Source organism: Bartonella propinqua (assembly GCF_047263965.1).
GTDB lineage: Bacteria > Pseudomonadota > Alphaproteobacteria > Rhizobiales > Rhizobiaceae > Bartonella.
In genome coordinates, this window is the sequence record NZ_JBLEBK010000005.1 from 88629 (window position 1) to 112710 (window position 24082).

Here is a 24082-nt window from a genome sequence, read left to right on the forward strand (position 1 = left end):
TGATAAAAAAATGAATGGTACTGATATAGCTTATAATAAGTATATTTTGCTAAATAATGGATGTTTTTTGCAAATTGGTGCGTTAATTTATCGCATGAAAAATAAAAATCTTGAATTTCTTCTTATTACGAGTAGAGGATCTGGTCGATGGATCATACCAAAGGGATGGCCAATGCCCAAAAAATCTTTTTCACAAGCTGTATTGCAAGAAGCTTTTGAAGAAGCTGGAGTACGAGGTGTTAGCGAAACATCTCCTATAGGTATGTATGAGTATGAAAAATCGGATTTACCTGAAGGAAAAAATCGCAAGCTCTGTGTTTATGTTTTTGCTGTACTCTATTTGTATCAAGAAGAAAAGTGGCCAGAAAAAAATCAACGTATGTATGAATGGGTTACAGTATCAGAAGCTGTAAAACGTGTTCGTGAACCACAACTCAAAAAAATTTTTTTGCATTATAAACCTCTTCACAAAAATTCATACGCGTAAAGTTTATCATCATATATCTTTTCTTTATATGAGCTCCCTTGAATAATATGAATATTGTAAAATTACGTATTTTAAAGATACAATTTTGTTAAAGATTGATATTCATAATATTTTTTCTGATAAACTGATACAGAAAAAATACTTTTAATTCATAAACTTACATTTTAAAAAATTTGCGCTGTTAAGTATAATATCAAAAATGAAATAGTTTAGGGAACTTGCGAGCAATACAAAAGTTAATTTAGCGTATGAGGTTAATATATAAAAGCATCGTTTAAATAGATTGTAATAAGATGAGATTAAGTACAAAATTAAAATCAAGTATGTTTTTTATAATGGTCGTATCTATCTCATCTATAGTTACAGATTCGATAAGTAAGGTTTTTTATGATCCTTATTGTCAAATCTCTGCTTATTCCTTTCCACAGAACATTACTAAAGCAGGACAAAATTCATTTACTGCTTCGCAAATTAAAAATTATCTCATACAAAATGGTTTTAGAAATATTAAACGATTGCGTCTAGATGATAAAGGTATTTGGCGCGCTTTAGTGGAATTCAAAAAATGCTATTTTCTCATATCAGTCGATTATTCTGGAGCAGTTAGTATTCAAAGTGAAAGAAAGAAATATGATTGATTTTAAAATTTATAGTAACATTAATTCAAAGAACTGTGAGAAAAAATTTTTTAAAAAAATGTGTTATTCTCTTAAAGAGTCTGCATTTATTGGAGGTTTAAATGGGAGTGTATCAGGAGCAATTGCAGCAATTCTTGCAGCTTATGGTTATATTGCTCTTCCAGGGTTTGGTCCAATTATTGCAATGGGGATAAACATAGCACTCCCTACTGGTACAATAATTGGCGCAGCGATAGGATCAATCATAGGTATTTTTATTGGTACATTTTGCATTGTTGTGAATAATTTATATACATCATGAAATCATTTTTTTTGTGATGAGTATGATTTTTTTATTTACTTATAAATAAAAACATTTGTAATCAATATGTTAGATATTGTAATTTTATTTTTGCATCATATTATAAACAAAATGCTGATTTAATTATAAATCTTTCATTCAGTTTTTTCCCACACTTTGAAAAAATCTACTTCGTTTGTGAGCGTGGTTTTTAGAGCAATGTAAATGATAATCTACACTTATAAAAGTTTTAAGAACTTATTTTAATCGTATTTTTTAAAAAATAATACCCCATTATAAGGAGAAAAACGCTATTTACTCAATCAAATTAAGTTGAAAACAAAGTTACAAAAACAAAAAACATTTCACGATAAAGCTTCAAAATTTATATTAATTTCAAAATATTAATATATTTTTTTACTAAACTAAGTACAAACAAATACAAAAAGGTGTCTTATGAAAAAAATTTTCTTTATTTTATTAACTTCATTCATATTTCTTATCCATAATATTACTACATTTGCAGCTTCAATTCAAGTAAAAATTTATGAATTGGAAGAGAACAACGTAAAAAAACCCATAGGTGTAATAACAATTGAAGAAAATGCACATGGTTTAATTTTTACACCAAATTTATTTTCACTTCCAGAAGGTTTGCATGGTTTTCATGTACATATGAATCCTTCGTGTGACACAAAAGATGGCGTAATTGGTGGTGCGGCAGGAGGACACTATGATCCGCAAAATACTAAAAAACATCTTGGACCTTACAATATTCATGGTCATTTTGGTGATTTACCTGCACTTTATGTTGATGAGCAAGGTCGAGCAACAATGAGCGTTCTCGCACCACGAATGAGAAAAATTTCTGACATTAAAAATCGCACATTAATAATTCACTTAGGAGGGGATAATCAATCAGATAAGCCATTGCCGCTTGGCGGAGGTGGTGCGCGTTTAGCTTGTGGAATTATTGAAGAACAATAAACAGTAGGAGTGTTTTTTTATCCATTAACGAAGGAAGACTTATAAGATAACCAAAATAGCTCTCATCAATAAATTTTTGCACAAATTTATGCTAATATTTGATGTAGAGAATAAAATATTTAAAGATATTTCAATAAAACATGGGATTTTTGTTTAGAAGTCTTCCTTAGAAATTTTTTAACAGAATGGCACCCACCATAAATCCCAAGTATTAGTTGCTTTTTTAATTCAGATGAATTTTCATTTTTTTTATGAAAATTCATGGAGTTGCCCCTTAAGTCTAAACGCTTGAAAATAGTAAAGAGCTTATTGCATATGAAGAGCTAATTTTTTAATACCATCCGACAGCAACTTGTGCTTCTTCTGACATACAATCAGGTGTCCATGGTGGATCAAATGTCATGATTACTTCAACCTGCAAAATACCTTCAACTGCACTTACAGCATTTTCTACCCAACCTGGCATTTCACCTGCAACAGGACATCCTGGTGCTGTGAGCGTCATTTCAATCTTTACTGAGCGATCATCCTCAATATCAATACGGTAGATCAATCCTAGCTCATAAATATCAGCAGGAATTTCTGGATCGTAAACTGTTTTAAGAGCGGCAATAATATCATTTGTCATACGTTCAATTTCAGCTTCTGGAATTGCTGATACATAAGACTTTCCTTTTTCGCTTCCTGTATTACCAAAACCGGTAGCGTTACATGCTTCAATTGACTTAGCCATTAAAAAATGTCCTTGCTTTTTCTAATGCTTCTACTAACTGATCTATATCTTCATGATTACTGTACATGGCTAGTGATGCGCGACAAGTAGATGTTAAACCAAAATGTTGTAATAAAGGTTGTGCACAATGCGTTCCTGCACGGATAGCAACACCTTGTCTGTCAATAAACATAGCTATATCATGTGCGTGAATGCCCTCCATTTCGAAAGATATAATAGCGCCTTTATGAGGAGAACGTCCGTAAATTCGCAATGATTTAACCGTTTCAAGCTGTTCATGCGCATAAGCTAAAAGTGCTGTTTCATGAGCATGAATAGCATTTCTATCTTTTTTTTGCATATAATCAATGGCAGCAGCCAATCCAATAGCTTCAGCTATAGGAGGAGTCCCTGCTTCAAAACGGTAAGGAGGAGCATTATAAGAGACCTTATCAATCGTTACATCCTCGATCATTTCCCCTCCCCCTTGAAAAGGATTCATTTCCTCTAGCTGATGTTCTTTACCATAGAGGACACCGATCCCTGTGGGACCATAAAGCTTATGCCCCGTAAAAACATACCAATCACAATCAAGATCTTGTACATCAACTGTTAAATGTACAGCTCCCTGAGAGCCATCAACAAGAACAGGAATAGTATTTTGATGCGCTAACTTAATAATCTCCTTAACAGCAGGTACAGTTCCCAATATATTGGACATATGAGTAATAGCAACAAGCTTTGTTTTATCACTTAAAGCTTTTTGAAAATCTTCAACATGTAAAACACCATTCTCATCAACTGGCACAAAAATAAGCTTAACACCTTTCCTTTCACGAATAAAATGCCAAGGAATAATATTTGAATGATGCTCCATAATGGTGAGAATAATTTCATCACCTTCATTCAATTTAAACATACCCCAACCGTAAGCAACAGTGTTAATGGCTTCGGTTGCACTTTTTGTAAAGACAATTTCCTTTACTGTTTGTGCATTTAAAAAAGTACGAACTGTTTCGCGGGCATCTTCATAAGATTGTGTAACTGCATTCGATAAAAAATGTATTCCTCGATGCACATTTGCATAACGACATCGATAAAAATCATTCATCGCATCAAGTACTATTTGCGGCTTTTGAGCAGATGCACCACTATCCAAATAAGCCAGTCGCTTGCCGTAAACATTATGTTGTAAAATAGGAAAATCACGACGAATTTCTTCTACATTATAACTTAACGTTGATGCATCATTTTCCATTTTTTTGCCTTAGATATTCTTCTTTAACCATTGGACAATAATATTATCGAGAACTGCTCGAATTTTATCATGCTTGATATCTTCAATTAATTCTGTAACAAAACCTTTAATTAAAAGCTCTCGAGCAGTTTTAAAAGGAATACCACGTGCCATCAGATAAAAAAGTTGATCACGATTAATTTTGGCAACCGTTGCACCATGACCACATGCAACATCATCAGCAAAAATTTCCAATTCAGGCTTTGCATAAAATTCTGCGTCATTTGAAAGGATGAGGCTATTACAAGCCATACGTGCATCCGTTTTTTGAGCTTTTTGTGCTACACGTATCATTCCTTGAAAAACACCATGCGCTTGATCTGTGACAACATTACGAATAACTTCTGTCGATGTTGAATTTTCTGCAATATGCCGAACTGTCATTGTAAGATCACTATGTGTTTTTTTAGATAATAAATTTATTACGCGTAGTTGAAAATTAGCTTTCTCTTCTTGTAATTCAACATCGATTTCTTGTCGATTAAGTTGGCTGCCTATATTAACCACATAAAGTGATAACTGAGCATTTTCGCCAAGTACAGCACGCAATCGACCAAATTGTGTAGAATTTATTCCCCGATCTCGGATAAGAATCCATGTTACATCACTATGAGCTGCAACATGTAACGAAAATATTGAACTGATAAAAGTATCTTTATCGTCACCGATTTGGCGTTCAATAATAACAGCTTGGCTATTTTCTTCAACTGTAACCTCTGATAAAATATGCGACTGCCCACCTCTTTGAATATTTTGCAACTCTATAGGGGCATTTAATATTGTATTTTCAGGGATTTGCAAGAACCATCCATCTGTAAAGAAAGCTGTATTCAATTGTCCAATAAAATCTTCATCAGCCGTGATTTTATCTATCTTTACATAATTTTTTTCCAACGCATCTATAAGACGTTCTGCTTTGATATCTGATATTTCGGATTGTGCAAGTGTTTTACCATTTTCAATAGAAAATACAGCATTTTCTGAAAGCAGTGCATCAATCGATTGGATATTGTCTACTTTTGAAAAATCACTAACAGATTTCAAGAGAACGCGCAGATTGGTATAGTGCCAATTTTCGATTTTACGTGAAGGAAGATGTGCTTTTTGAAATAACTCAATAGCTTCCTTACGAACTGCACGCACTGTCCCATTTCCAGGAAAATCATTAATATGCTGATTAAAATGATTTATAATATCTGCTTCAACTGCTATCAGTTCTTGTTGTGAGTTCATGCGCATATTCAATGGCCTCAAGCTGCTTCACCGATAATATCAGCATATCCATTTTGTTCCAAATAAAGTGCCAATGATTTATCTCCGCTTTTAATAATACGACCTTTATGAAGAACATGCACTGTATCAGGTATAATATAATCAAGTAAGCGCTGATAGTGCGTAATAAGCAAAAATGAACGTTTTAAATCACGAAGCTTGTTAACTCCGTCTGCAACGATCTTTAATGCATCAATATCTAAGCCAGAATCTGTTTCATCTAAAACACAAAGCTTTGGTTCTAGGAGAGCCATTTGAAGAATTTCAGCACGCTTTTTTTCTCCACCAGAAAAACCAACATTCAAGGGACGTTTGAGCATAGACATATCTATATCAAGTTTAGAGGAAATTTCCTTAACACGCTTAATAAATTCAGGAGTTTTAAGCTCCTCATCACCATGAGCTTTACGCTGAGAATTTATTGCAGTTTTTAAAAACTCCATTGTTGCAACACCAGGTATTTCCATTGGATATTGAAAAGCAAGAAAAATACCAAATGCAGCACGCTCTGCTGGATCCATTTCTAAAAGAGATTGCTCATTATAAACGATATCGCCTTTTGTTACTTCATAATCATCACGACCGGCGAGCAAATAAGACAAAGTCGATTTTCCTGCTCCATTTTGCCCCATAATAGCAGCCACTTCACCATCTTGAACGGTTAAGTTTAAGCCACGAATGATCTCTGTATCAGTATCAGTAATACGGGCATGCAAATTTTTAATCTCTAACATAATTTACGTCCTGTTTTTGCGGCTTATACTTAGCGTATTATTTACCTAAGGGAAATAAAATTAGCCTACGCTACCTTCTAGACTTATACCGATGAGCTTTTGCGCTTCAATAGCAAATTCCATGGGAAGTTTTTGAATGACCTCTTTTACAAAACCATTTACTATTAATGCAATAGCTTCTTCCTCAGGAATTCCTCGCTGCATAACATAAAAAAGCTGATCATCAGATATTTTTGATGTTGTTGCTTCATGTTCAAACTGAACTGTTGCATTTTTTGCCTCGATATAAGGAACTGTATGAGCGCCACAATCATTGCCAATTAACAAACTGTCGCATTGTGTGAAATTTCGTGCATTCTGCGCTTTTCGATGTGCTGCAACTTGTCCACGATAAGTATTATTTGAAAAACCTGCAGAAATACCTTTGGAAATAATGCGGCTTGACGTATTTTTTCCTAAGTGGATCATTTTTGTACCAGAATCAATCTGCTGATGACCATTTGCAACGGCAATAGAGTAAAACTCTCCCCGTGAATTATCACCACGTAGTAAGCAAGATGGATATTTCCAAGTGATGGCAGAACCTGTTTCAACCTGTGTCCATGAAATTTTAGAATTATCGCCTCGACAATCTCCTCGTTTAGTCACAAAATTATAAATACCACCCTTCCCTTCTTTGTCACCAGGGTACCAATTTTGTACTGTGGAATATTTAATTTCCGCATTTTTCAGTGCAACAAGTTCAACAACAGCAGCATGAAGCTGATTTTCATCGCGTTGAGGTGCAGTACAGCCTTCAAGGTAAGAAACATAAGAGTCTTCATCTGCAATAATGAGTGTTCGTTCAAATTGACCTGTATTACGTTCATTAATCCTAAAATAAGTCGAAAGTTCCATGGGGCAACGAACCCCTTTAGGAATATAAACAAATGAACCATCTGTAAAAACAGCTGCATTGAGAGCAGCATAATAATTATCACCAACTGGGACAACTGCCCCTAAATATTCCTTAATAAGAGTTGGATGTTGAATAATTGCTTCTGAAATAGAACAAAAAATGACACCAGCACGCGCTAATTCTTCTTTAAATGTTGTAACGACAGAAACAGAATCAAAAACTGCGTCAACAGCTACTTTTCCTGAAGCATGTATGTCATCATCAAAACTAGAAGGATCCGTTTGTTTTCTTACCCCTGCTAAAATTTCCTGCTCTTTGAGGGGGATACCAAGCTTTTCATAAGTCGCTAACAATTCAGGATCGACTTCACTCAGAGATTTTGGACCCGTATGGTTTTTAGGAGCAGCATAATAATAAAGCTCCTGAAAGTTAATTTTAGGATATTTAATACGTGCCCAATGGGGCTCCTCCATTGTAAGCCAACGGCGAAAAGCTTGCAAACGCCACGTCAACATCCACTCAGGTTCATGTTTTTTCGCAGAAATGAAGCGAATAATATCTTCACTTAATCCTTTGGGAGCTTTATCAGTTTCAATATTGGTTTCAAAGCCATATTTATATTGATCAACGTCTATCTCACGTACTTGGCGTATTGTTTCCTGTACTGCCGGCATCAATTTTCTCCATTTTTCTCGGCATCAAGAACCGGTAATTTACAGTCTTGTTTTATATAAACTTAGAGTAAGAAGTCCACTCTTTAAACTATATGTAAAGTAGGAAGATTTCAATCAAGCTTATTTTATTTTTAAAACAGCCTTAAATTTTTAAACGATAAACTCCATAAACTTTATTTTTTGCTCTTATTTATAATTTGAGAAAAAGCTAATAAAAAGTCATCGATATCTTCGGGAGTTGTGTCACGTCCTATTGAAACGCGGATCGCGCCATTTGGAATATGGTACCCCATTGCTTCTAAGACTCTACTTTGTTTTACTTTTCCAGAAGAGCAAGCAGAACCTGCTGATACAGAAAATCCTGCCAAATCAAATCCAATTTGCATGGTTTCAGCTTTCATATTTTGTACAGAAAAATAAGTTGTATTTGGCAAACGTTGCACTTTTTTGCCAAAAATTTCAACATCGTTACTAATTTTTTGTAATCCATTTTCTAACTTATTGCGTAAATAAATTAACTGTTTTATCTCTTCTGGGGTAAGGCAGTCAGTTATTGCGGCTCCAAAAGCAGCAATAAGTGGTAAAGCTTCTGTCCCTGCGCGCAACCCTTTTTCTTGCCCTCCCCCAACAATAAGAGGACAAGGCATTAAAAGGTTGCCACATGAAACAAAAGCACCAATTCCTTTTGGTCCACCAATTTTATGGGCAGATAGTATAAAAAAATCTCCACCCATTTGAGTGATGTCAATAAAATTTTTATCTACATATTGTGTTAAGTCAACGATAAGAACACCTCCAACATTCTGAACAATGGCAGCTATTTCTTTTATTTTTTGAATAACACCAGTTTCACCATTTGCAGCTTGAATAGCAACGAGGGGGAAGCCTTTGCTGTTATCGTGAGCAGTTAAAAGAGATGTTAAGTTATCTTGTTGAATTAAACCATGCTCATCAACAGCAACTATGCGGATTAATTCTTTAGAAAAACGCCCCCCTTCTGCAATAGATGGATGTTCAGTAGCTCCAACGTAAAGGTGAGAAAATCGCACTTTAGAGCTTCCCATATTATAAAAAGGTGTTAACAAGGTCATTGCTGCTTCACTTGCTCCAGATGTGAACACAATATGATCTGGATTTGTGTTGAGTTTATCAGCAATTTTTCGACGAGCGTTTTGCAATAAAGCTTTAGCAGCACGTCCTTCTGCATGAACAGATGATGGATTCCCAAATATTTCTAGAGATTCCAGTAACGCCGTTCGTGCTATTTTCGTAAGCGGAGTCGTTGCATTATGGTCAAAATATCGACGTTTTATAACCATTTTACATCTCAGTCATTCATCTTATAAGTTGATTTAAAAAAATAGCGCAATTTTCTTGAAAAATGCACTAAAAACAGAATATCTAACGGTTCATTAAAACAAAATGATCGTGTAAAGTAGATTACTATAGTAAAAATGTACCAAGTTAATGATAGCATTTAAGGAGCATTTAATGCCAGAAATTATTTTTAACGGTCCTGCGGGTCGACTTGAAGGACGTTATCAGCCATCACAACAAAAAAATGCACCAATTGCGATTATTTTGCATCCTCATCCCCGATTTGGCGGCACAATGAATAATAAAATTGTCTATGATCTCTTCTACATGTTCCAACAGCGCGGTTTTACTACATTGCGTTTTAATTTTCGCGGTATCGGTCGCAGTCAAGGCGAATTTGATCATGGAACAGGAGAACTCTCAGATGCCGCTGCAGCACTCGATTGGGTACAAACACAGCACCCTGATTCTAAAAATTGCTGGGTAGCAGGATATTCATTTGGTGCTTGGATTGGTATGCAGCTTTTAATGCGCCGGCCAGAAATTGAAAGCTTTATATCCGTTGCTCCTCAACCTAATATTTACGACTTTTCCTTTCTTGCTCCCTGTCCCTCTTCTGGGCTTATAATTCACGGAGATATTGATAAGGTTGCTCCTCCCAAAGATGTTCAAGTTCTTGTAGATAAGTTGAAAACACAAAAAGGTATTACCATTACACAAGAAATACTGGAGGGTGCGAATCACTTTTTTAGCGAACGTAATGAAGAACTTATTGAACGATGTGCACAATATTTAGATAATCATATTGCAGATGAACTTTCAGCTCCTCCGCATGAATTAGCTCTACTTACTTAAAAGTACTGGAAATCTATAAAAGATGAATCAAGACTATTCCTTATGATAAGAAGGATGTTTGTTCTTTTTCAACACTATTTTTTCAGCTTTTTTAATTTTCTCGCTTGTAAGAGTAGAAAGATGCCATTTTATATTCAGTGGTTACTATTTTTTTAAAATATATGAACAAAATAGAATTTAATCCGTGTCACTTTTTATTGCTAATATTTTTCATTCTCTTGTGAGCCCTACAATATCTATGATAGAGACAGCGTGTTAACAATCCACTATATAAAATAATTACAATATTGGTTAGGAAGTAAAATCCGTGTTTACCTTTAAATCTGACTTTTTACATATTATGAGTGAACGTGGTTTTATCCACCAAATTTCAGATGAAAAAGGCTTAGACGCTCTTTTTTCAAAAGAAGTTGTAACAGCCTATATTGGATTTGATCCTACGGCATCAAGTCTTCATGCTGGAAGCCTTCTTCAAATTATGATGCTTTATTGGTTGCAAAAAACTGGTCATCGCCCCATTGCTTTAATGGGTGGAGGAACAGGTATGATAGGTGACCCTTCTTTTAAAGATGAAGCTCGGCGTCTTTTGACACAAGATGATATTACTGAAAATATTGTTGGTATTAAAAAGGTGTTTGCTAACTATTTGACGTTTGGTGATAAAGAAACTGATGCATGCATCGTTAATAATGCTGAGTGGTTGTGTCATTTGAACTATTTAGAGTTCTTGCGTGATATAGGAAAACATTTTTCCGTCAACCGTATGTTGTCTTTTGATTCTGTCAAACTCAGACTTGAACGCGAATATTCTTTATCATTCCTTGAATTTAATTATATGATTCTACAAGCTTATGATTTTGTTGAGCTTTATAAGCGTTATGGCTTACGCATGCAAATGGGTGGCTCTGATCAATGGGGAAATATTATCAATGGGATTGAATTAGGACACCGCTTAGGGACACCACAATTATACACATTGACATCACCATTGCTTACAACTTCTTCTGGTGCAAAAATGGGTAAATCACTAAGTGGTGCTGTATGGCTTAACGCAGATATGCTCTCACCTTACCAATTTTGGCAATACTGGCGAAATACAGAAGATGCTGATGTTACACGATTTTTAAAGCTTTATACCACATTGCCAATGGATGAAATTTTCAAGCTGTCCACATTGCAAGGTACTGAAATTAACGAAGCAAAGAAAATTCTTGCAACAGAAATTACAGCGATGTTGCATGGACGAAGCCTTGCGGAGGCAGCAGCAGAAACTGCACGTAAAACTTTTGAAGAAAAAACACTCGGAGAAAATCTTCCAACTCTTGAAATTAATACTGTAGAATTAAAAACAGGGGCTGGACTACTAGCTCTTTTAGTGCAAGCAGGGTTAGCTAAATCAAACAGTGAAGCACGCCGACATGTTCAAGGTGGAGGTGTACGTGTCAATGACAAAATTGTTGAAGATGAAACGCGCCTTATTATTGAAGAAGACATCAATGCAGCAGGAACGATTAAGTTGTCTTTTGGTAAAAAAAAGCATGTTTTGATTAAGCCACTATAAACCTCTTTATGATTTCTTGATCTTACTTTAGAATCTTTTATGCTTACTACATGTGCAATAACTTGATTATATTTTATATTATTGTCAAATATAATAAACTCTACACAATAGAAGAAAATTTCCAAAATAATTATATTGTAGATAGTTAAATAGTTATTTTTTTTAGCTATCCTGACACATACTAATTTTTTAAAAAAGAAAGAAAAAACAATGACAAAATTTATGAAGGGTACTCCTGCCCCCGATTTTAATTTGCCACGTGATGGTGGAGGAAAATTGTGTCTTTCTGACCTTAAAGGAAAGCTGGTTGTCTTATATTTTTATCCGAAAGATGATACCAGTGGATGCACAAGTGAAGCAATTGATTTTACACGATTAAAGACAAAATTTGATGACATTGGAGCTGTTATTATTGGAATATCTCCAGATAATGTTAACAAACATGACAAATTTAAAACAAAACACGAGCTTGATGTTATCCTTGTTTCAGATGAAGAAAAAACTACGCTTGAAGAATATGGTGTTTGGGTCGAAAAAAGTATGTATGGACGTAAATATATGGGGGTTGAACGAAGCACTTTTTTGATTGATACAACTGGAAAAATAGCAGAAGAATGGCGCAAAGTTAGTGTATCTGGACACGCTGAAAATGTTCTAGCTGCTGCTGTGCTTTTACGTAATGGCTCATAAATTCATTTATTGCAAATTTCCATGCTAAATAATGCAAGCTTTCCCCAGTTGATTTTGTTTTGCCAACTGGTAAATTTCAGATAACAAGATACAATTAATCAAAAACTTGAAAAATTTAAAAAATAAATCTGCAAAATCTGAGCAGTATTGTTATTGTCAATCGCTATCTTCAATTTTTTGATCTTTTCCGTGAATACGTCGAGCAAGTGCTGCCTCTATGAAAGCATCTAAATTTCCATTAAGTACGGATTGTGGATCAGTGTTTTCAACGCCTGTGCGCAAATCTTTGACAAGCTGATAAGGTTGAAGAACATAAGATCTAATTTGGTGTCCCCATCCGATTTCTGTTTTAGAAGATTCAATAGCATTTGTTTCTTCTTCTCTTTTTTTAAGCTCTTCTTCATAAAGTCGAGCACGCAACATAGACCATGCTGTTGCTCGGTTTTTATGTTGAGAACGCTCTGTTTGACATTGAACAACAATCCCTGTTTTTATATGCGTGATACGCACTGCAGAATCTGTCGTATTAACATGTTGTCCTCCAGCTCCTGATGCACGATATGTATCAATACGAACATCTGACTCTGAAACATCAACTTCAATATTATCATCAATAACTGGATAAACCCAAATACTTGCAAAAGAGGTATGGCGTTTCGCATTTGAATCATATGGCGAAATACGTACCAAACGATGAACTCCTGATTCTGTCTTTAGCATACCATAAGCGTTATGCCCTTTTACAAGAATAGTTGCTGACTTTATTCCCGCTTCTTCTCCATCATGAATTTCTAATATTTCAACTTTCATTTTATGTTGTTCAGCCCAGCGCGTGTACATACGTAAAAGCATAGCAGCCCAATCTTGGCTTTCTGTACCACCTGCACCAGCATGAACTTCTAAATAAGTATCATTTGAATCCGCTTCTCCTGATAAAAGAACATCAATTTGCCTTTTATCTATCTCACTCTTCAAGTCGCGTATTGCGTTTTCTGCATCAGTGATGATTTCTGCATCACTTTCTTCTTCCCCCATAGCTATTAACTCAATACACTCTTCAAGTGTGTTGGTAAATAATCGAATACCATTCATTGAATCTTCGAGACGCTGACGCTCACGCATCATATCTTGTGCTTGTTGTGCATTATCCCAAAGTGTTGGATCTTCTACTTTTTGATTAAGATATTCAAGACGCTTCAGTGATTGATCCCAGTCAAAGATGCCCCCTTAGCAATTTGATTGCTTGCTGGATTTCATCAACCAAAGTTTCTATCTCTGCACGCATAATCTGATACCTTAATCTTTAATATTACATTGTTTTTACCAACAGTCTTAATTCGATACCAACATGGTGATATCGCATCAAGAGTTATAGCTGCATAAAATTTATTTCTTCAACTATGTCACGAAGATAGATAGATATATTTATATCGACCTATGATGTCAAAGAGAACTGCTTGTTTATTAGTATAATCCACCAGTTCCACTTTCAAGAGCTTTGTTGACTTGTGGAGAAATGGTTATTGAAGGGACACCTTCTTGAAAAGAAGTAATGCCATCAATCACCTGATATATATCAGCAGGTCCAGTTCCTGGTTTAAATGCTTCTATAATGACATCACGATCTCCTGCTTCAGCGCGCATGCCTGTTTTACGATTAATAGGCATTAAAATCATGCCTTTTGGCATTTTAAATGGAACATCTGGCTTCCCTTTTAGGGCAGCTTGCATAAACTCACCAAAAATAGGAGCTGCCAATGAACTTCCTGTTCCATTATACCCTAATGGCGCTGGTTGATCATAACCAATAAAAATACCGACGACAATATCAGGGGTAAATCCCATAAACCATACATCTTTAGAATTATTGGTTGTTCCTGTTTTTGCAGCAATATGTCGATTCAAATAGTGTAAACGTGCAGCTGTACCACGTTGAACGACTCCTTCCATCATTGATGTAATCTGATAGGCTGTCATAGGATCAAGAACTTGATCTCGCTCATCAATCAATGTAGGCTCATGTTGATTATCCCATGACTGAGCATTGCAATTTTCACATAAACGGTCATCATGACGATAAATAGTCCTTCCGTAGCGATCCTGAATTCGATCGATGAGTGAAGGTTTTATAGAACGTCCTCCATTGGCAATAACTGAGTAAGCTGTAACCATTCGTAAAACTGTCGTTTCACTCGCCCCTAAAGCCATAGGGAGATAGGGCAGCAATTTATCTACAACACCAAAACGTTCTGCATATTCAGCAACAAGAGGCATGCCCATATCGTAAGCAAGTCGTACAGTCATGAGATTACGAGAATATTCAATGCCATAACGTAGTGTTGAAGGCCCTGCAAATGTACCGCCATAATTTTTAGGTTGCCAAATTTCACCATTTGTTTGACGAACTTCAATAGGACCATCTAAAATGACAGATGCTGGTGTATATCCATTATCAAGCGCTGCTGCATATACAAAGGGTTTGAAAGCAGAGCCAGGTTGACGGTAAGCTTGTGTCGCACGATTAAATTCAGAAGCAGCGAAAGAAAATCCTCCCACCATCGCAAGAACACGCCCTGTATGGGGTTCCATAGCAACAATCGCCCCTTCAACTTTTGGAATCTGCTGTAAACGATAAAGATTATCTGCGTTTGATATTTTTTCGACAAAAATAACATCTCCGACTTGCAAGACATGAGATAAGTCTTGAACAGTTTTTCGATAGCCATTTTTATTGATAGTACGTAATGCCCATTTTGAATCAGCTTCAGACAAAATAGCAGTATCCCGTTTTGTTGATATTAAACCTGAAGCTTCGCGCTGTGGCTGCAAACCGATCTTTATTTTATTAGCGTTAGCAGAAAGGACAACTGCTAAATGCCATTCAGGCACATCATTTAACTTAGCAATACTTGCAAGTTTTACGCCCCAATCATTATTCTTATCGATATGCTCATAAGGTCCACGCCATCCTTGTGAATGATCAAATCTAATTAAACCATTTTGCAAAGCACGTCGAGCAATGAGCTGTAAATGTGGATCAAGTGTTGTACGAACTGACAGCCCCCCCTCATAAAGTGTTTTAGCTCCATAGCGATGTATTAAATGGCGACGCACTTCTTCAATAAAGTAGTCAGCAGTAAAAATATCACTATCATTATTGTGTATGGCAACACCCAAAGGTTTTGCTTTAGCTTCTTCACCTTGTTTAAATGTTACATACCCATTTGCAACCATTCGATCTATAACCCAATTGCGCCGATCAATTGCACGTTTTGTATTTTTAAATGGATCATAATTTGCTGGTCCTTTTGGGAGAGCAGCTAAATAGGCACATTGCTCTAAAGTAAGTTCATTGACGGATTTATGGAAATAAATCAAAGAAGCAGCTGCAATACCATATGTGCCACGACCAAGATAAATTTCATTCAGATAAAGTTCAAGAATATGATCTTTTGAATAAGTTTTCTCAATGCGCATCGCTAAGATAGCTTCTTTTAATTTGCGCTCCAACGTTGCATCTGAACTTAAAAGAAAATTTTTAGCGACCTGCTGTGTAATGGTTGACGCCCCCTCTGGACGTTTACCAGAGCCGATATTCCGGATATTATTGACCAAAGCTCTTAAAAGCCCTTCAGGATCTAAACCAAAATGATGATAAAAGTTTTTATCTTCGGCAGAAATAAAAGCATCTTTAAGAAGCTTTGGTATTGATTGGATTGGTAAATAGAGGCGATATTTTGTTGCAAATTCTGCCATCAAGCTTCCATCAGAAGCATGAACACGCGTCATAACAGAGGGCTCATATAAGGAAAGAACTTCATAATCAGGAAGTTTACTTGCCTGACTCCTTGTTATTATTAGTAATATCGTTGCTCCTAAAAATCCAATCGCAACAACAAACTTAAGAAGATATCTAAAAAAAATTATCATAGAAACGGCTATCGCTTTCTTCAAAATTGACAAAAAAGTATGTTACTTCATCAAAATAAGGTATCGTTATCATTAAATCGAGATAAAAGATTAAGACTGTTTTTCATCTTTTACTCTATTTTATACTAAAAATGAGCATGAGTACTCTATTTTTTTGCAGATTTAAAAAGGCTGCATAATTTTCTGTTTAAGCTCGGCAAATTGGCGAATGGAGTGCGCAATAGAAGCAGCCATTTTTTTTCTCCATTGAGAATTGTTTAATAATTTTTCATCTTGTTTATTAGATAAATAGCCTATCTCTATCAAGACAGAAGGTATATCTGGAGCTTTCAAAACTTGAAAATTAGCATATCGATGAGGGTTATTTATGAGATTAATGTTACTCTTTGATAAATTTGAAACCACATGATGAGCAAAGTTAATCGAAAATGTATGTGTTTCACGTTGAGTAAGATCAATCAAAATATCTGTAACTTCGAGAGATTCTTCTGCAGGTAATCCATCAAGGAGGTCAACTTTATTTTCACGTTCAGCCAAAGATTTTGCAATTACATCAGAAGCTTTATCCGATATGGTATACACAGTAGCTCCGCGAAGAGAATGTATATCAATCGTGTCTGCATGAATAGATATAAAAAGATCAGCGTTAAATTCTTGTGCTTTTTTAACTCTTTCACTTAACCTTAGGAAAATATCAGAATCGCGTGTTAAGTTAACAGTGATATGGGAATCTTTCTTTAATTCATCTCGCAATGCACGTGCAAAAGCGAGAGTTACGTTTTTTTCTAAAATGCCAGTAACACCTTGCGCACCACCGTCAATTCCGCCATGACCAGGATCAAGTACAACACGAAAATTTCGTATTGAACCTAATTGTATTTTTGTATAAGGATTAGCTTTTTGTTGATTTTTTAATACTATATTAAACTTTTCTTGTGTGCTTTTAGTAATATCAATCAGTAGCTGCCATAAGCCATTATCTAGCTTTTGTATTGTACTTTTTTCAACAGAAAAAGCAATTTTGCTTGTTAAAATAATGCGTGAAGTTTGTGCATCAAAAAAGGTATAACGCACACCTGACAACATAGCTGATAATATATTTTTTTCATTTAAAGGTGTGTTTTGCTTTGGAAAATCAACTGTAGGTAAGTTAATAACCAAACGTGCTGGTCTGTCCAAAATTTGTAACCGAGTATTTGGTTTAGCATTAAAAACCGCAATAATACGTGTATATGTACTATCACCAATGGTGCGCAAACTGATAAGTTTAAGAGCTTCTGCTTGAGTATATGTTTGCGATATCAAAAAAAACAATAAACAGTAAGTGAAGCGTGCAATAATATTCCAATAGGCTACTTTTGGCTTTTGGGAAAAAAACATAAATGAAATACTCTTTATTCTAAAGCATTTTGCAGAAAAATTAGTTTCATCATATATAAGCGATACATCGCATCTGCATTATATTTTTCAATATATACTGAATTTTTTAATCATAAATAGTAAAAACTAAATTGAGATAATACAGAGATTATAATGGCATGCTTTTATATTGTTACTTGCCAAAACCATGATATCAACATAAAAGAGCATTTACGCTTCCTAGTTGATAACAACCATCTAGTCTTGACTTAAATTATCTATAGCTCATATTAAGTTGTCTTTAGAAGGTTTGTCACACATTATACATTAAGGCTTTTGTGGATGAAAAGTCTTCATGTCCCAAAATTAGGATTACGTTATTGAAGATTCACTGATTCGGATATTCGAACTATTATCAAGATTTTTTTGCTGGAGACTTATAAAGTATGAGTCATACAAAACAGGTAGGGGTAATGATTATAGATGCTATAAATGCAGAAATGCGTTTGCGTGTAGTAACTCATACTGTTATGCCAGCGCCTCCCTTTTATGGTAGACAGCCCTTTACGTTTTTAAACAATTATACTGTTCGTTTGAACGAAGTTGCGCATGCCGCCTTCAGGATTTTAACTTATGTCAAACAAAATGCTTATCGACGCCTCTCACCCAGAGGAAACACGTGTTGTTGTTGTTCACGGCAACAAAATTGAAGAACTTGATTTTGAATCAGAACATAAAAAGCAGCTCAAGGGAAATATTTATTTAGCGCGTGTTACACGTGTAGAACCATCACTTCAAGCAGCTTTTGTGGAATATGGTGGAAACCGTCATGGTTTTTTGACATTTTCGGAAATTCATCCCGATTATTATCAAATTCCTATTGCCGATCGCCTCGCTCTTCTTGAAGAAGAAGAGGAAGCTATTGGAGAAAATCATGTAGATAGCTTTACTGAAGAAATAAACACAAATAAAAAACGCTCGAGAAAAACAAAAAAAGATAAAAATGACAAAATCGTGGCAGTGAATGCTGAAGATGATATTATATCTGAAGCAGTTATAAACGATGATACAGAAGAAACATTTGATACAGATGCTTCTAATGATGATATAGAAATGGTTGGCGCGGAAGATGCACGTGAAGAGCTTCCTACTTATCAGCGTAAGCAAGAACGTCAGTATAAAATTCAAGAAGTCATTAAACGGCGTCAAATTTTATTAGTGCAAGTCATCAAAGAAGAGCGTGGCAATAAGGGGGCAGCGCTCACAACTTATCTATCTTTAGCAGGTCGTTACTCTGTTTTAATGCCCAATACAGCTCGGGGTGGTGGTATTTCACGAAAAATCACTAACATACAAGATCGCAAACGTCTTAAAGAAATTGTAAAAAAATTAGCAGTTCCAAAGGGCATGGGTGTTATATTGCGAACTGCTGGAGCAAATAGAACAAAAGCTGAGATTAAACGCGATTATGAGTATCTTACGCGATTATGGGACAATATCCGCGCTTTGACACTTAAATCAACTGCACCATGTCTTGTCCATGAAGAAAGTAATCTCATAAAGCGCTCTATACGTGATCTCTACAATAAAAATATTAATGAGATTCTCGTTTCTGGCGATCAAGGATATCGTGAGGCAAAAGACTTTATGCGCATGCTTATGCCAAGTCATGCAAAAGTTGTTCAACCGTATCGTGATCCCATTCCTATTTTCACGCGTAACAATATTGAAACTCAGCTTGATAAAATGTTATCTCCGCAAGTTTCTTTAAAATCTGGAGGATATCTTGTTATTAACCAAACGGAAGCGCTTGTTGCTATTGATGTAAATTCAGGCCGCTCTACCAAAGAGCATTCTGTTGAAAAAACAGCATTACAAACCAACCTTGAAGCTGCAGAAGAGGTAGCTCGTCAATTACGTCTACGCGATTTAGCTGGTTTGATAGTGATTGATTTCATTGATATGCTTGAAGATCGCAATGTTAGGATGGTCGAAAAAAAATTGAAAGATTGCCTTAAAAGCGATCGCGCTCGTATTCAAGTTGGTCATATTTCACACTTTGGTCTTTTAGAAATGAGTCGTCAGCGTATTCGCGTGTCAGTTTTAGAAAGTACGATGCAGCCTTGCCTACATTGTGCTGGAACAGGGCATGTACGCTCCGAATCATCAATTGCTTTGCACGTTATGCGCTCAATTGAAGAGTATCTTCTTCATAATCCTCAACATAATATTATTGTGCGTACGCCTGTAGCAACAGCACTTTATGTTTTAAACCACAAGCGCAATATTCTTGTTAATTTAGAAGCACGCTTTAAGCTTAATATTAGTATTGAAGCAGACGATAGTATTGGAACGCAACATCTTATTATTTCTAAGGGCACAATAGCAGAGGTCGTTGCCCAGTCTCCATCTTTTTTTGAGAATGATACTCAAGAAGAAACTGAAGACGTAATTTTAGTAGAAAATGAATCTATTGAAGGTCAAACATCCGTTGATACAAACCAACGACGTTGGCATAAAAAACGTCAAGATGAGATTAATGAAAGTTCTCCCTCCACTACTCATAAAAAAGATAAAGACAATGTTCCAAATGATGAAGACTCTTATCGTCGAGGACGTCGTCGGGGACGTTCTGGTAGCCGTCGTAATCAAGATAATAATTCTTATCAACCTCGTATTCCCTATTCAGAACCAGTAGGGGATTTTTCCAAGCAGGCTGTAGAAGAAATAAAAGCGGAAAACAGCCAGCATCATATTTCAACCGCTAAGTCTGTTGAATTTAAAGAAGAAAAGAGTGATATCCAATCTTCAAATGTACAACAGGATGAAACTGCAAAAGCTGATGCAGTTACTAAGCTTAAAAAACGTAAAACGCGATCTTCAAAAATAGTGCAAAATAAAAAGAATCTTGAAAACAATCAGAGTGAAACAACATCAGCACTTCTTGAAGAAAAATCTACAGAGAGCTCAACACACAAAACTAAAACAAAAAAAGTGGATGAGTTCGCTCATAATGCGGGAGACAAAGCTCCTGCAAATACAAAAAAATCAACACGCAAAACACGTAAAAAAACTCTTCCTAAAGAGGAGCTGACGCAAATAACAGAAATATCAGAGAAAAAGCTTGAAATGGAGCAAGTTGACAAAAACATTCCTAGCAAAATTGAAGAAACAATCAGTCAACCTATTATTATATCATCAACACCAGATGATGCTCCAAAGACTGAGCGTGTTGGTTGGTGGAGACGCAGAACTTTTTCTAAAAATTAATTGCTAAAAAAATTGCCACAAAACATTTTGTGGCAATTTAAATAAACGAACATAGAAAAGATTTAAAAAAGCTTTCTGATTAATTTTGTTTAGCTTTTTCTTGTTCAGCCTGCATACGATCTTCAATCTCTTTTTGTTTTGATTGAATAGCTTGTTGTAGTTTTATTTGTTCTTGTTGAAAATCTTTTTCCTCCATACCAGGACCAGTGTATGCAGTTGTGAAGCCATCAAGAGAAAATTCAATAGGATTTGCTGAACCTCGAGCATTCATTGTAGTGACAACCATTTTTGTCCCACTTTTCATAGCAGCAATAAGTTTATCATCTAAAATATCATTGGCAATACAACTTGGTCCATTACAGATAATATAAGGAATTTTTTTAGAAAAGTCATTCCCAATTTGAATGTGAACACCTTCTGGTAAAAAACGACCTGTAGGCACTTGAATACCTACGCGCTTTTCATTTTGTTTTCCTTTTATTTCAACTAAATTAAAAGCCGTCAAAGGTTGTCCAGTACTTGATACAATAGTATTCATTGTATTACAAATATCAACATCATGCTGTTTACTGCAAACCTTGTACCAACCTTGAGACAAAGTCTGCGCATTTGCAGAAATATGTACTATAAAAAAAAGAGCGACGGCTCCAACTAATACTGAAACGGCAGAATAGACACTTTTATGCGACATAATTAAATTAATCCTTTCAACGTGCTTTTATAATAACTCCAACATTAGGAGTATTAAACATAATTTCAACCAATCGTACTAAATGAAACCCATGAAATGACACCATTTATTTCAATACAAAGAGAAAAATTAAATTTTAGAAAAAAATTACAAATAGCCAATTGAACTCTTATACATTCATGTGTAGAATTCCCCTCTTTATTGCATTGGCCTTTTATGAAATTCATTCATAAATTATCTAAGTACAATGAAGTAAATTAAGATTGCATAAACAAAGCAATATTGCAATATAATTAAAGTAAATGTCTATGTTATTCTACAGCGCTCATTATTTTAGACTTTTCTTTATAGTTGTAAATCTTCTTTTAAGCCATGGAGCTCTAGCAACGGGTCTTGCAATGCACGGCTCTCCAAAATTATCGAATAATTTTGATTACTTTCCTTATGCGTTTCCTGATGCAAATCGAACAGGTAAAGTGACTTATGGCGTTGTTGGAACATTTGATGGATTAAACCCATTTGTAATCCGCAGCTTTCGAACAACTGCAAGGGGACTTTTTGCTGATGAACAATTTTCTGGACTTGTTTATGAAACAATGATGGTACGCTCTCGTGATGAAGCTTTTACACTTTATAACCTTCTGGCAGAGAAAGTTGAATTAAACGATGAACGCACTGAAATTACCTTTTTTATTAACCCCAAAGCGCGTTTTTCAGATGGAAAGCCCATTACAGTTGAAGATGTTTTGTTCACAATAAAACTCCTTAAAGATAAAGGAAGAGTTCCATTTAGTCGTTACATGAAACGCATAGAATCTATCGAAAAGATTGGGGATTATGGTATTAAAATGTGTTTCCCAAACTCAAAAGATCGTGAATTTCCCCTTCTCTTAGCAAGTGTAATGCCAATATTGCCCAAACACGCTATTAATGTTGATGATTTTGAAAAAAATAATCTAAATAAAATCTTAGGAAGCGGTCCTTACATTATTGAGCGTGTTGATCTAGGTGAACGGATTATTTATAAGCGCAATCCAAATTACTGGGGTCAAAACCTTCCTGTCAATAAAGGATTAAATAATTTTGACACCATCCAAATTGAATATTTTCGTAATGATACAGCGCGCTTTGAAGCATTTAAAAAAGGTATAATTGATATCTTTATTGAAACAAACCCAAGTCGTTGGCAACATTCCTATAATTTTCCAGCTGTTCGTGAAGGACGGATCATCAAAGAAAATTTTTCAAAGGGGACTCCTGCTGATCTTATGGGATTTGTTTTTAATACACGTCGTGCTATTTTCAAAGACAAAAGAGTAAGACAAGCATTATCAATACTTTTCGATTTTGAATGGGTCAATCATTATCTTTTCAATAATGTCTACACTAGAACAGAAGGTTATTGGGATGGATCTATCCTTTCATCTGTTGGAAGACCAGCAAGTGAAGAAGAAAAAATACTTTTAGCACCTTATCCTGAGGCAGTTCTTCCTGAAGTTATGGATGGCAGTTGGCGTATTTCTAAAACAGATGGATCAGGTATGGATCGGTCAACTGCCCAAAAAGCTTGGAAATTGTTACAAGAAGCAGGCATTATTAAAAAAAACAATAAAGCTATTTTCCCAAATGGTTTACCTTTTCAATTTGAAATTATGACTCAATCACTTGAAGAAGAAAAAGTTGCGCTTGCGTTTCAAAGTACTTTGTCACGTCTTGGCATTCATGCTCAGATAAGAACAGTTGATGATAGCCAATATCAAAATCGTTTAGGAATGTTTGATTATGATATGATCGTAGGGAAATTAAGAAATTCTCTATCACCAGGAAATGAACAAATAAATCGCTGGAGTTCAGCTTCTCGAAATTTAAAAGGAAGTTTTAATTTTTCTGGGGCAGCTAATCCTGCCATAGATGCAATGATAACAGCGATACTTGACGCACGCACAGATGTTGACTTCATTGCAGCAGTTCGTGCATTAGATAGAGTTCTTATTTCTGGAAGCTATTATATACCGCTTTATCATTTGCCTGAACAATGGATAGCTCGTTGGTCATATATTAAACATCCCACTTATACACCACTCTATGGGTATCGCCTTCCAGCTTGGTGGCGTGAATAAAAACTGTTTTAAACTTTATTTATTTATAAAAAAATTACTTTAAATAACAGATATTTATAAAAATAATTTAAACCATCAAACTAATTACTTTAGTAATATTTTAGTTGCATTAGTTTCATTAGCCAGACACTCTATTAAAGTTCACGTAAGTAATTATATATAGTAAAACAGCTTTATACGAAGCAAGATTTACACTGTAATTACTTGAGAGAAAAATATTACTAATATAAACTATTTTTATAATAATTTTTTAAGGCTGCAGAAATACCAGTATTTTTAAAATTTAAAAGTTCATTGTTGTTTTCAAAAC

General features: G+C 35.2%; 20 protein-coding genes. 10 read left to right on the forward strand and 10 right to left on the reverse strand.

Annotated elements, in window-relative coordinates:
- Positions 1 to 10 precede the first annotated feature (10 nt).
- The 4 genes from ACMFKV_RS05095 (at position 11) to sodC (ending at position 2392) form a co-directional block, all read left to right on the forward strand.
- A complete protein-coding gene (locus tag ACMFKV_RS05095) occupies positions 11 to 487 on the forward strand; it encodes an NUDIX hydrolase (protein WP_336288526.1) in 477 nt (158 codons plus the stop codon).
- 293 nt (positions 488 to 780) lie between these two features.
- Complete coding sequence (locus ACMFKV_RS05100) at positions 781 to 1125, forward strand: hypothetical protein (RefSeq protein ID WP_336288525.1); 345 nt, start codon at positions 781 to 783, stop codon at positions 1123 to 1125.
- Complete coding sequence (locus ACMFKV_RS05105) at positions 1103 to 1426, forward strand: hypothetical protein (protein ID WP_336288524.1); 324 nt, start codon at positions 1103 to 1105, stop codon at positions 1424 to 1426. Before ACMFKV_RS05100 ends, ACMFKV_RS05105 begins: the two co-directional genes overlap by 23 nt.
- A 435-nt stretch (positions 1427 to 1861) precedes the next feature.
- Positions 1862 to 2392: a superoxide dismutase [Cu-Zn] SodC gene (sodC, locus tag ACMFKV_RS05110; protein ID WP_413154660.1), complete on the forward strand. Its 531-nt coding sequence runs from the start codon at positions 1862 to 1864 to the stop codon at positions 2390 to 2392.
- Positions 2393 to 2723: 331 nt separating this feature from the next.
- Here sodC and ACMFKV_RS05115 read toward each other — a convergent pair whose 3' ends face one another.
- The 6 genes from ACMFKV_RS05115 to ACMFKV_RS05140 all read right to left on the reverse strand — a co-directional run bounded on the left by ACMFKV_RS05115 (position 2724) and on the right by ACMFKV_RS05140 (position 9298).
- On the reverse strand, positions 2724 to 3125 hold the full coding sequence (locus ACMFKV_RS05115) for an SUF system Fe-S cluster assembly protein (protein ID WP_336288522.1): 402 nt from the start codon (positions 3123 to 3125) through the stop codon (positions 2724 to 2726).
- The gene (locus tag ACMFKV_RS05120; protein ID WP_413154661.1) at positions 3118 to 4362 is read right to left on the reverse strand and encodes a cysteine desulfurase; all 1245 of its coding nucleotides are present in this window, start codon (positions 4360 to 4362) and stop codon (positions 3118 to 3120) included. Before ACMFKV_RS05120 ends, ACMFKV_RS05115 begins: the two co-directional genes overlap by 8 nt.
- Positions 4363 to 4371: 9 nt before the next feature.
- On the reverse strand, positions 4372 to 5634 hold the full coding sequence (gene sufD, locus ACMFKV_RS05125; protein ID WP_413154662.1) for a Fe-S cluster assembly protein SufD: 1263 nt from the start codon (positions 5632 to 5634) through the stop codon (positions 4372 to 4374).
- A 17-nt stretch (positions 5635 to 5651) separates the two neighbouring features.
- Positions 5652 to 6407 (reverse strand): Fe-S cluster assembly ATPase SufC, encoded by a 756-nt coding sequence (gene sufC, locus ACMFKV_RS05130; protein ID WP_336288519.1) that lies wholly within the window; start codon positions 6405 to 6407, stop codon positions 5652 to 5654.
- 60 nt (positions 6408 to 6467) lie between these two features.
- On the reverse strand, positions 6468 to 7979 hold the full coding sequence (sufB, locus tag ACMFKV_RS05135; protein WP_336288518.1) for a Fe-S cluster assembly protein SufB: 1512 nt from the start codon (positions 7977 to 7979) through the stop codon (positions 6468 to 6470).
- A 173-nt stretch (positions 7980 to 8152) separates the two neighbouring features.
- On the reverse strand, positions 8153 to 9298 hold the full coding sequence (locus ACMFKV_RS05140; RefSeq protein ID WP_336288517.1) for a cysteine desulfurase family protein: 1146 nt from the start codon (positions 9296 to 9298) through the stop codon (positions 8153 to 8155).
- 172 nt (positions 9299 to 9470) lie between these two features.
- On the opposite strand from ACMFKV_RS05140, the gene ACMFKV_RS05145 reads away from it, so the two are divergent.
- From ACMFKV_RS05145 to ACMFKV_RS05155, 3 genes are all read left to right on the forward strand, one after another.
- Positions 9471 to 10151, forward strand: a complete 681-nt coding sequence (locus ACMFKV_RS05145) for an alpha/beta hydrolase (protein ID WP_336288516.1) — start codon at positions 9471 to 9473, stop codon at positions 10149 to 10151.
- 307 nt (positions 10152 to 10458) lie between these two features.
- Complete coding sequence (gene tyrS / locus ACMFKV_RS05150) at positions 10459 to 11712, forward strand: tyrosine--tRNA ligase (RefSeq protein WP_413154663.1); 1254 nt, start codon at positions 10459 to 10461, stop codon at positions 11710 to 11712.
- 210 nt (positions 11713 to 11922) lie between these two features.
- Positions 11923 to 12402 carry a peroxiredoxin gene (locus ACMFKV_RS05155; RefSeq protein ID WP_413154664.1) on the forward strand — a complete coding sequence of 160 codons (480 nt, stop codon included), beginning with the start codon at positions 11923 to 11925 and terminating at the stop codon, positions 12400 to 12402.
- A 156-nt stretch (positions 12403 to 12558) separates the two neighbouring features.
- On the opposite strand, the gene prfB is transcribed toward ACMFKV_RS05155, so the two are convergent.
- From prfB to ACMFKV_RS05170, 3 genes are all read right to left on the reverse strand, one after another.
- A protein-coding gene (gene prfB, locus ACMFKV_RS05160) for a peptide chain release factor 2 (RefSeq protein WP_413154665.1) occupies positions 12559 to 13687 on the reverse strand; the annotation gives its coding sequence in 2 pieces (ribosomal slippage) (positions 12559 to 13617 and positions 13619 to 13687; 1128 coding nt in all).
- A gap of 179 nt (positions 13688 to 13866) precedes the next feature.
- Complete coding sequence (locus ACMFKV_RS05165; protein ID WP_413154666.1) at positions 13867 to 16332, reverse strand: penicillin-binding protein 1A; 2466 nt, start codon at positions 16330 to 16332, stop codon at positions 13867 to 13869.
- Positions 16333 to 16494: 162 nt separating this feature from the next.
- The gene (locus tag ACMFKV_RS05170) at positions 16495 to 17712 is read right to left on the reverse strand and encodes an N-acetylmuramoyl-L-alanine amidase (RefSeq protein ID WP_336288511.1); all 1218 of its coding nucleotides are present in this window, start codon (positions 17710 to 17712) and stop codon (positions 16495 to 16497) included.
- A gap of 425 nt (positions 17713 to 18137) precedes the next feature.
- Between ACMFKV_RS05170 and ACMFKV_RS05175 the strand changes: the two genes are divergently transcribed.
- Together ACMFKV_RS05175 and ACMFKV_RS05180 are read left to right on the forward strand one after the other, a co-directional pair.
- On the forward strand, positions 18138 to 18401 hold the full coding sequence (locus tag ACMFKV_RS05175) for a hypothetical protein (protein ID WP_336288510.1): 264 nt from the start codon (positions 18138 to 18140) through the stop codon (positions 18399 to 18401).
- Positions 18325 to 20961, forward strand: a complete 2637-nt coding sequence (locus tag ACMFKV_RS05180; protein ID WP_413154667.1) for an Rne/Rng family ribonuclease — start codon at positions 18325 to 18327, stop codon at positions 20959 to 20961. Before ACMFKV_RS05175 ends, ACMFKV_RS05180 begins: the two co-directional genes overlap by 77 nt.
- A 79-nt stretch (positions 20962 to 21040) precedes the next feature.
- On the opposite strand, the gene ACMFKV_RS05185 is transcribed toward ACMFKV_RS05180, so the two are convergent.
- Positions 21041 to 21652, reverse strand: a complete 612-nt coding sequence (locus tag ACMFKV_RS05185; RefSeq protein ID WP_336288508.1) for an invasion associated locus B family protein — start codon at positions 21650 to 21652, stop codon at positions 21041 to 21043.
- 308 nt (positions 21653 to 21960) lie between these two features.
- On the opposite strand from ACMFKV_RS05185, the gene ACMFKV_RS05190 reads away from it, so the two are divergent.
- Positions 21961 to 23772 carry an extracellular solute-binding protein gene (locus ACMFKV_RS05190; RefSeq protein WP_413154668.1) on the forward strand — a complete coding sequence of 604 codons (1812 nt, stop codon included), beginning with the start codon at positions 21961 to 21963 and terminating at the stop codon, positions 23770 to 23772.
- Positions 23773 to 24082: the final 310 nt, after the last annotated feature.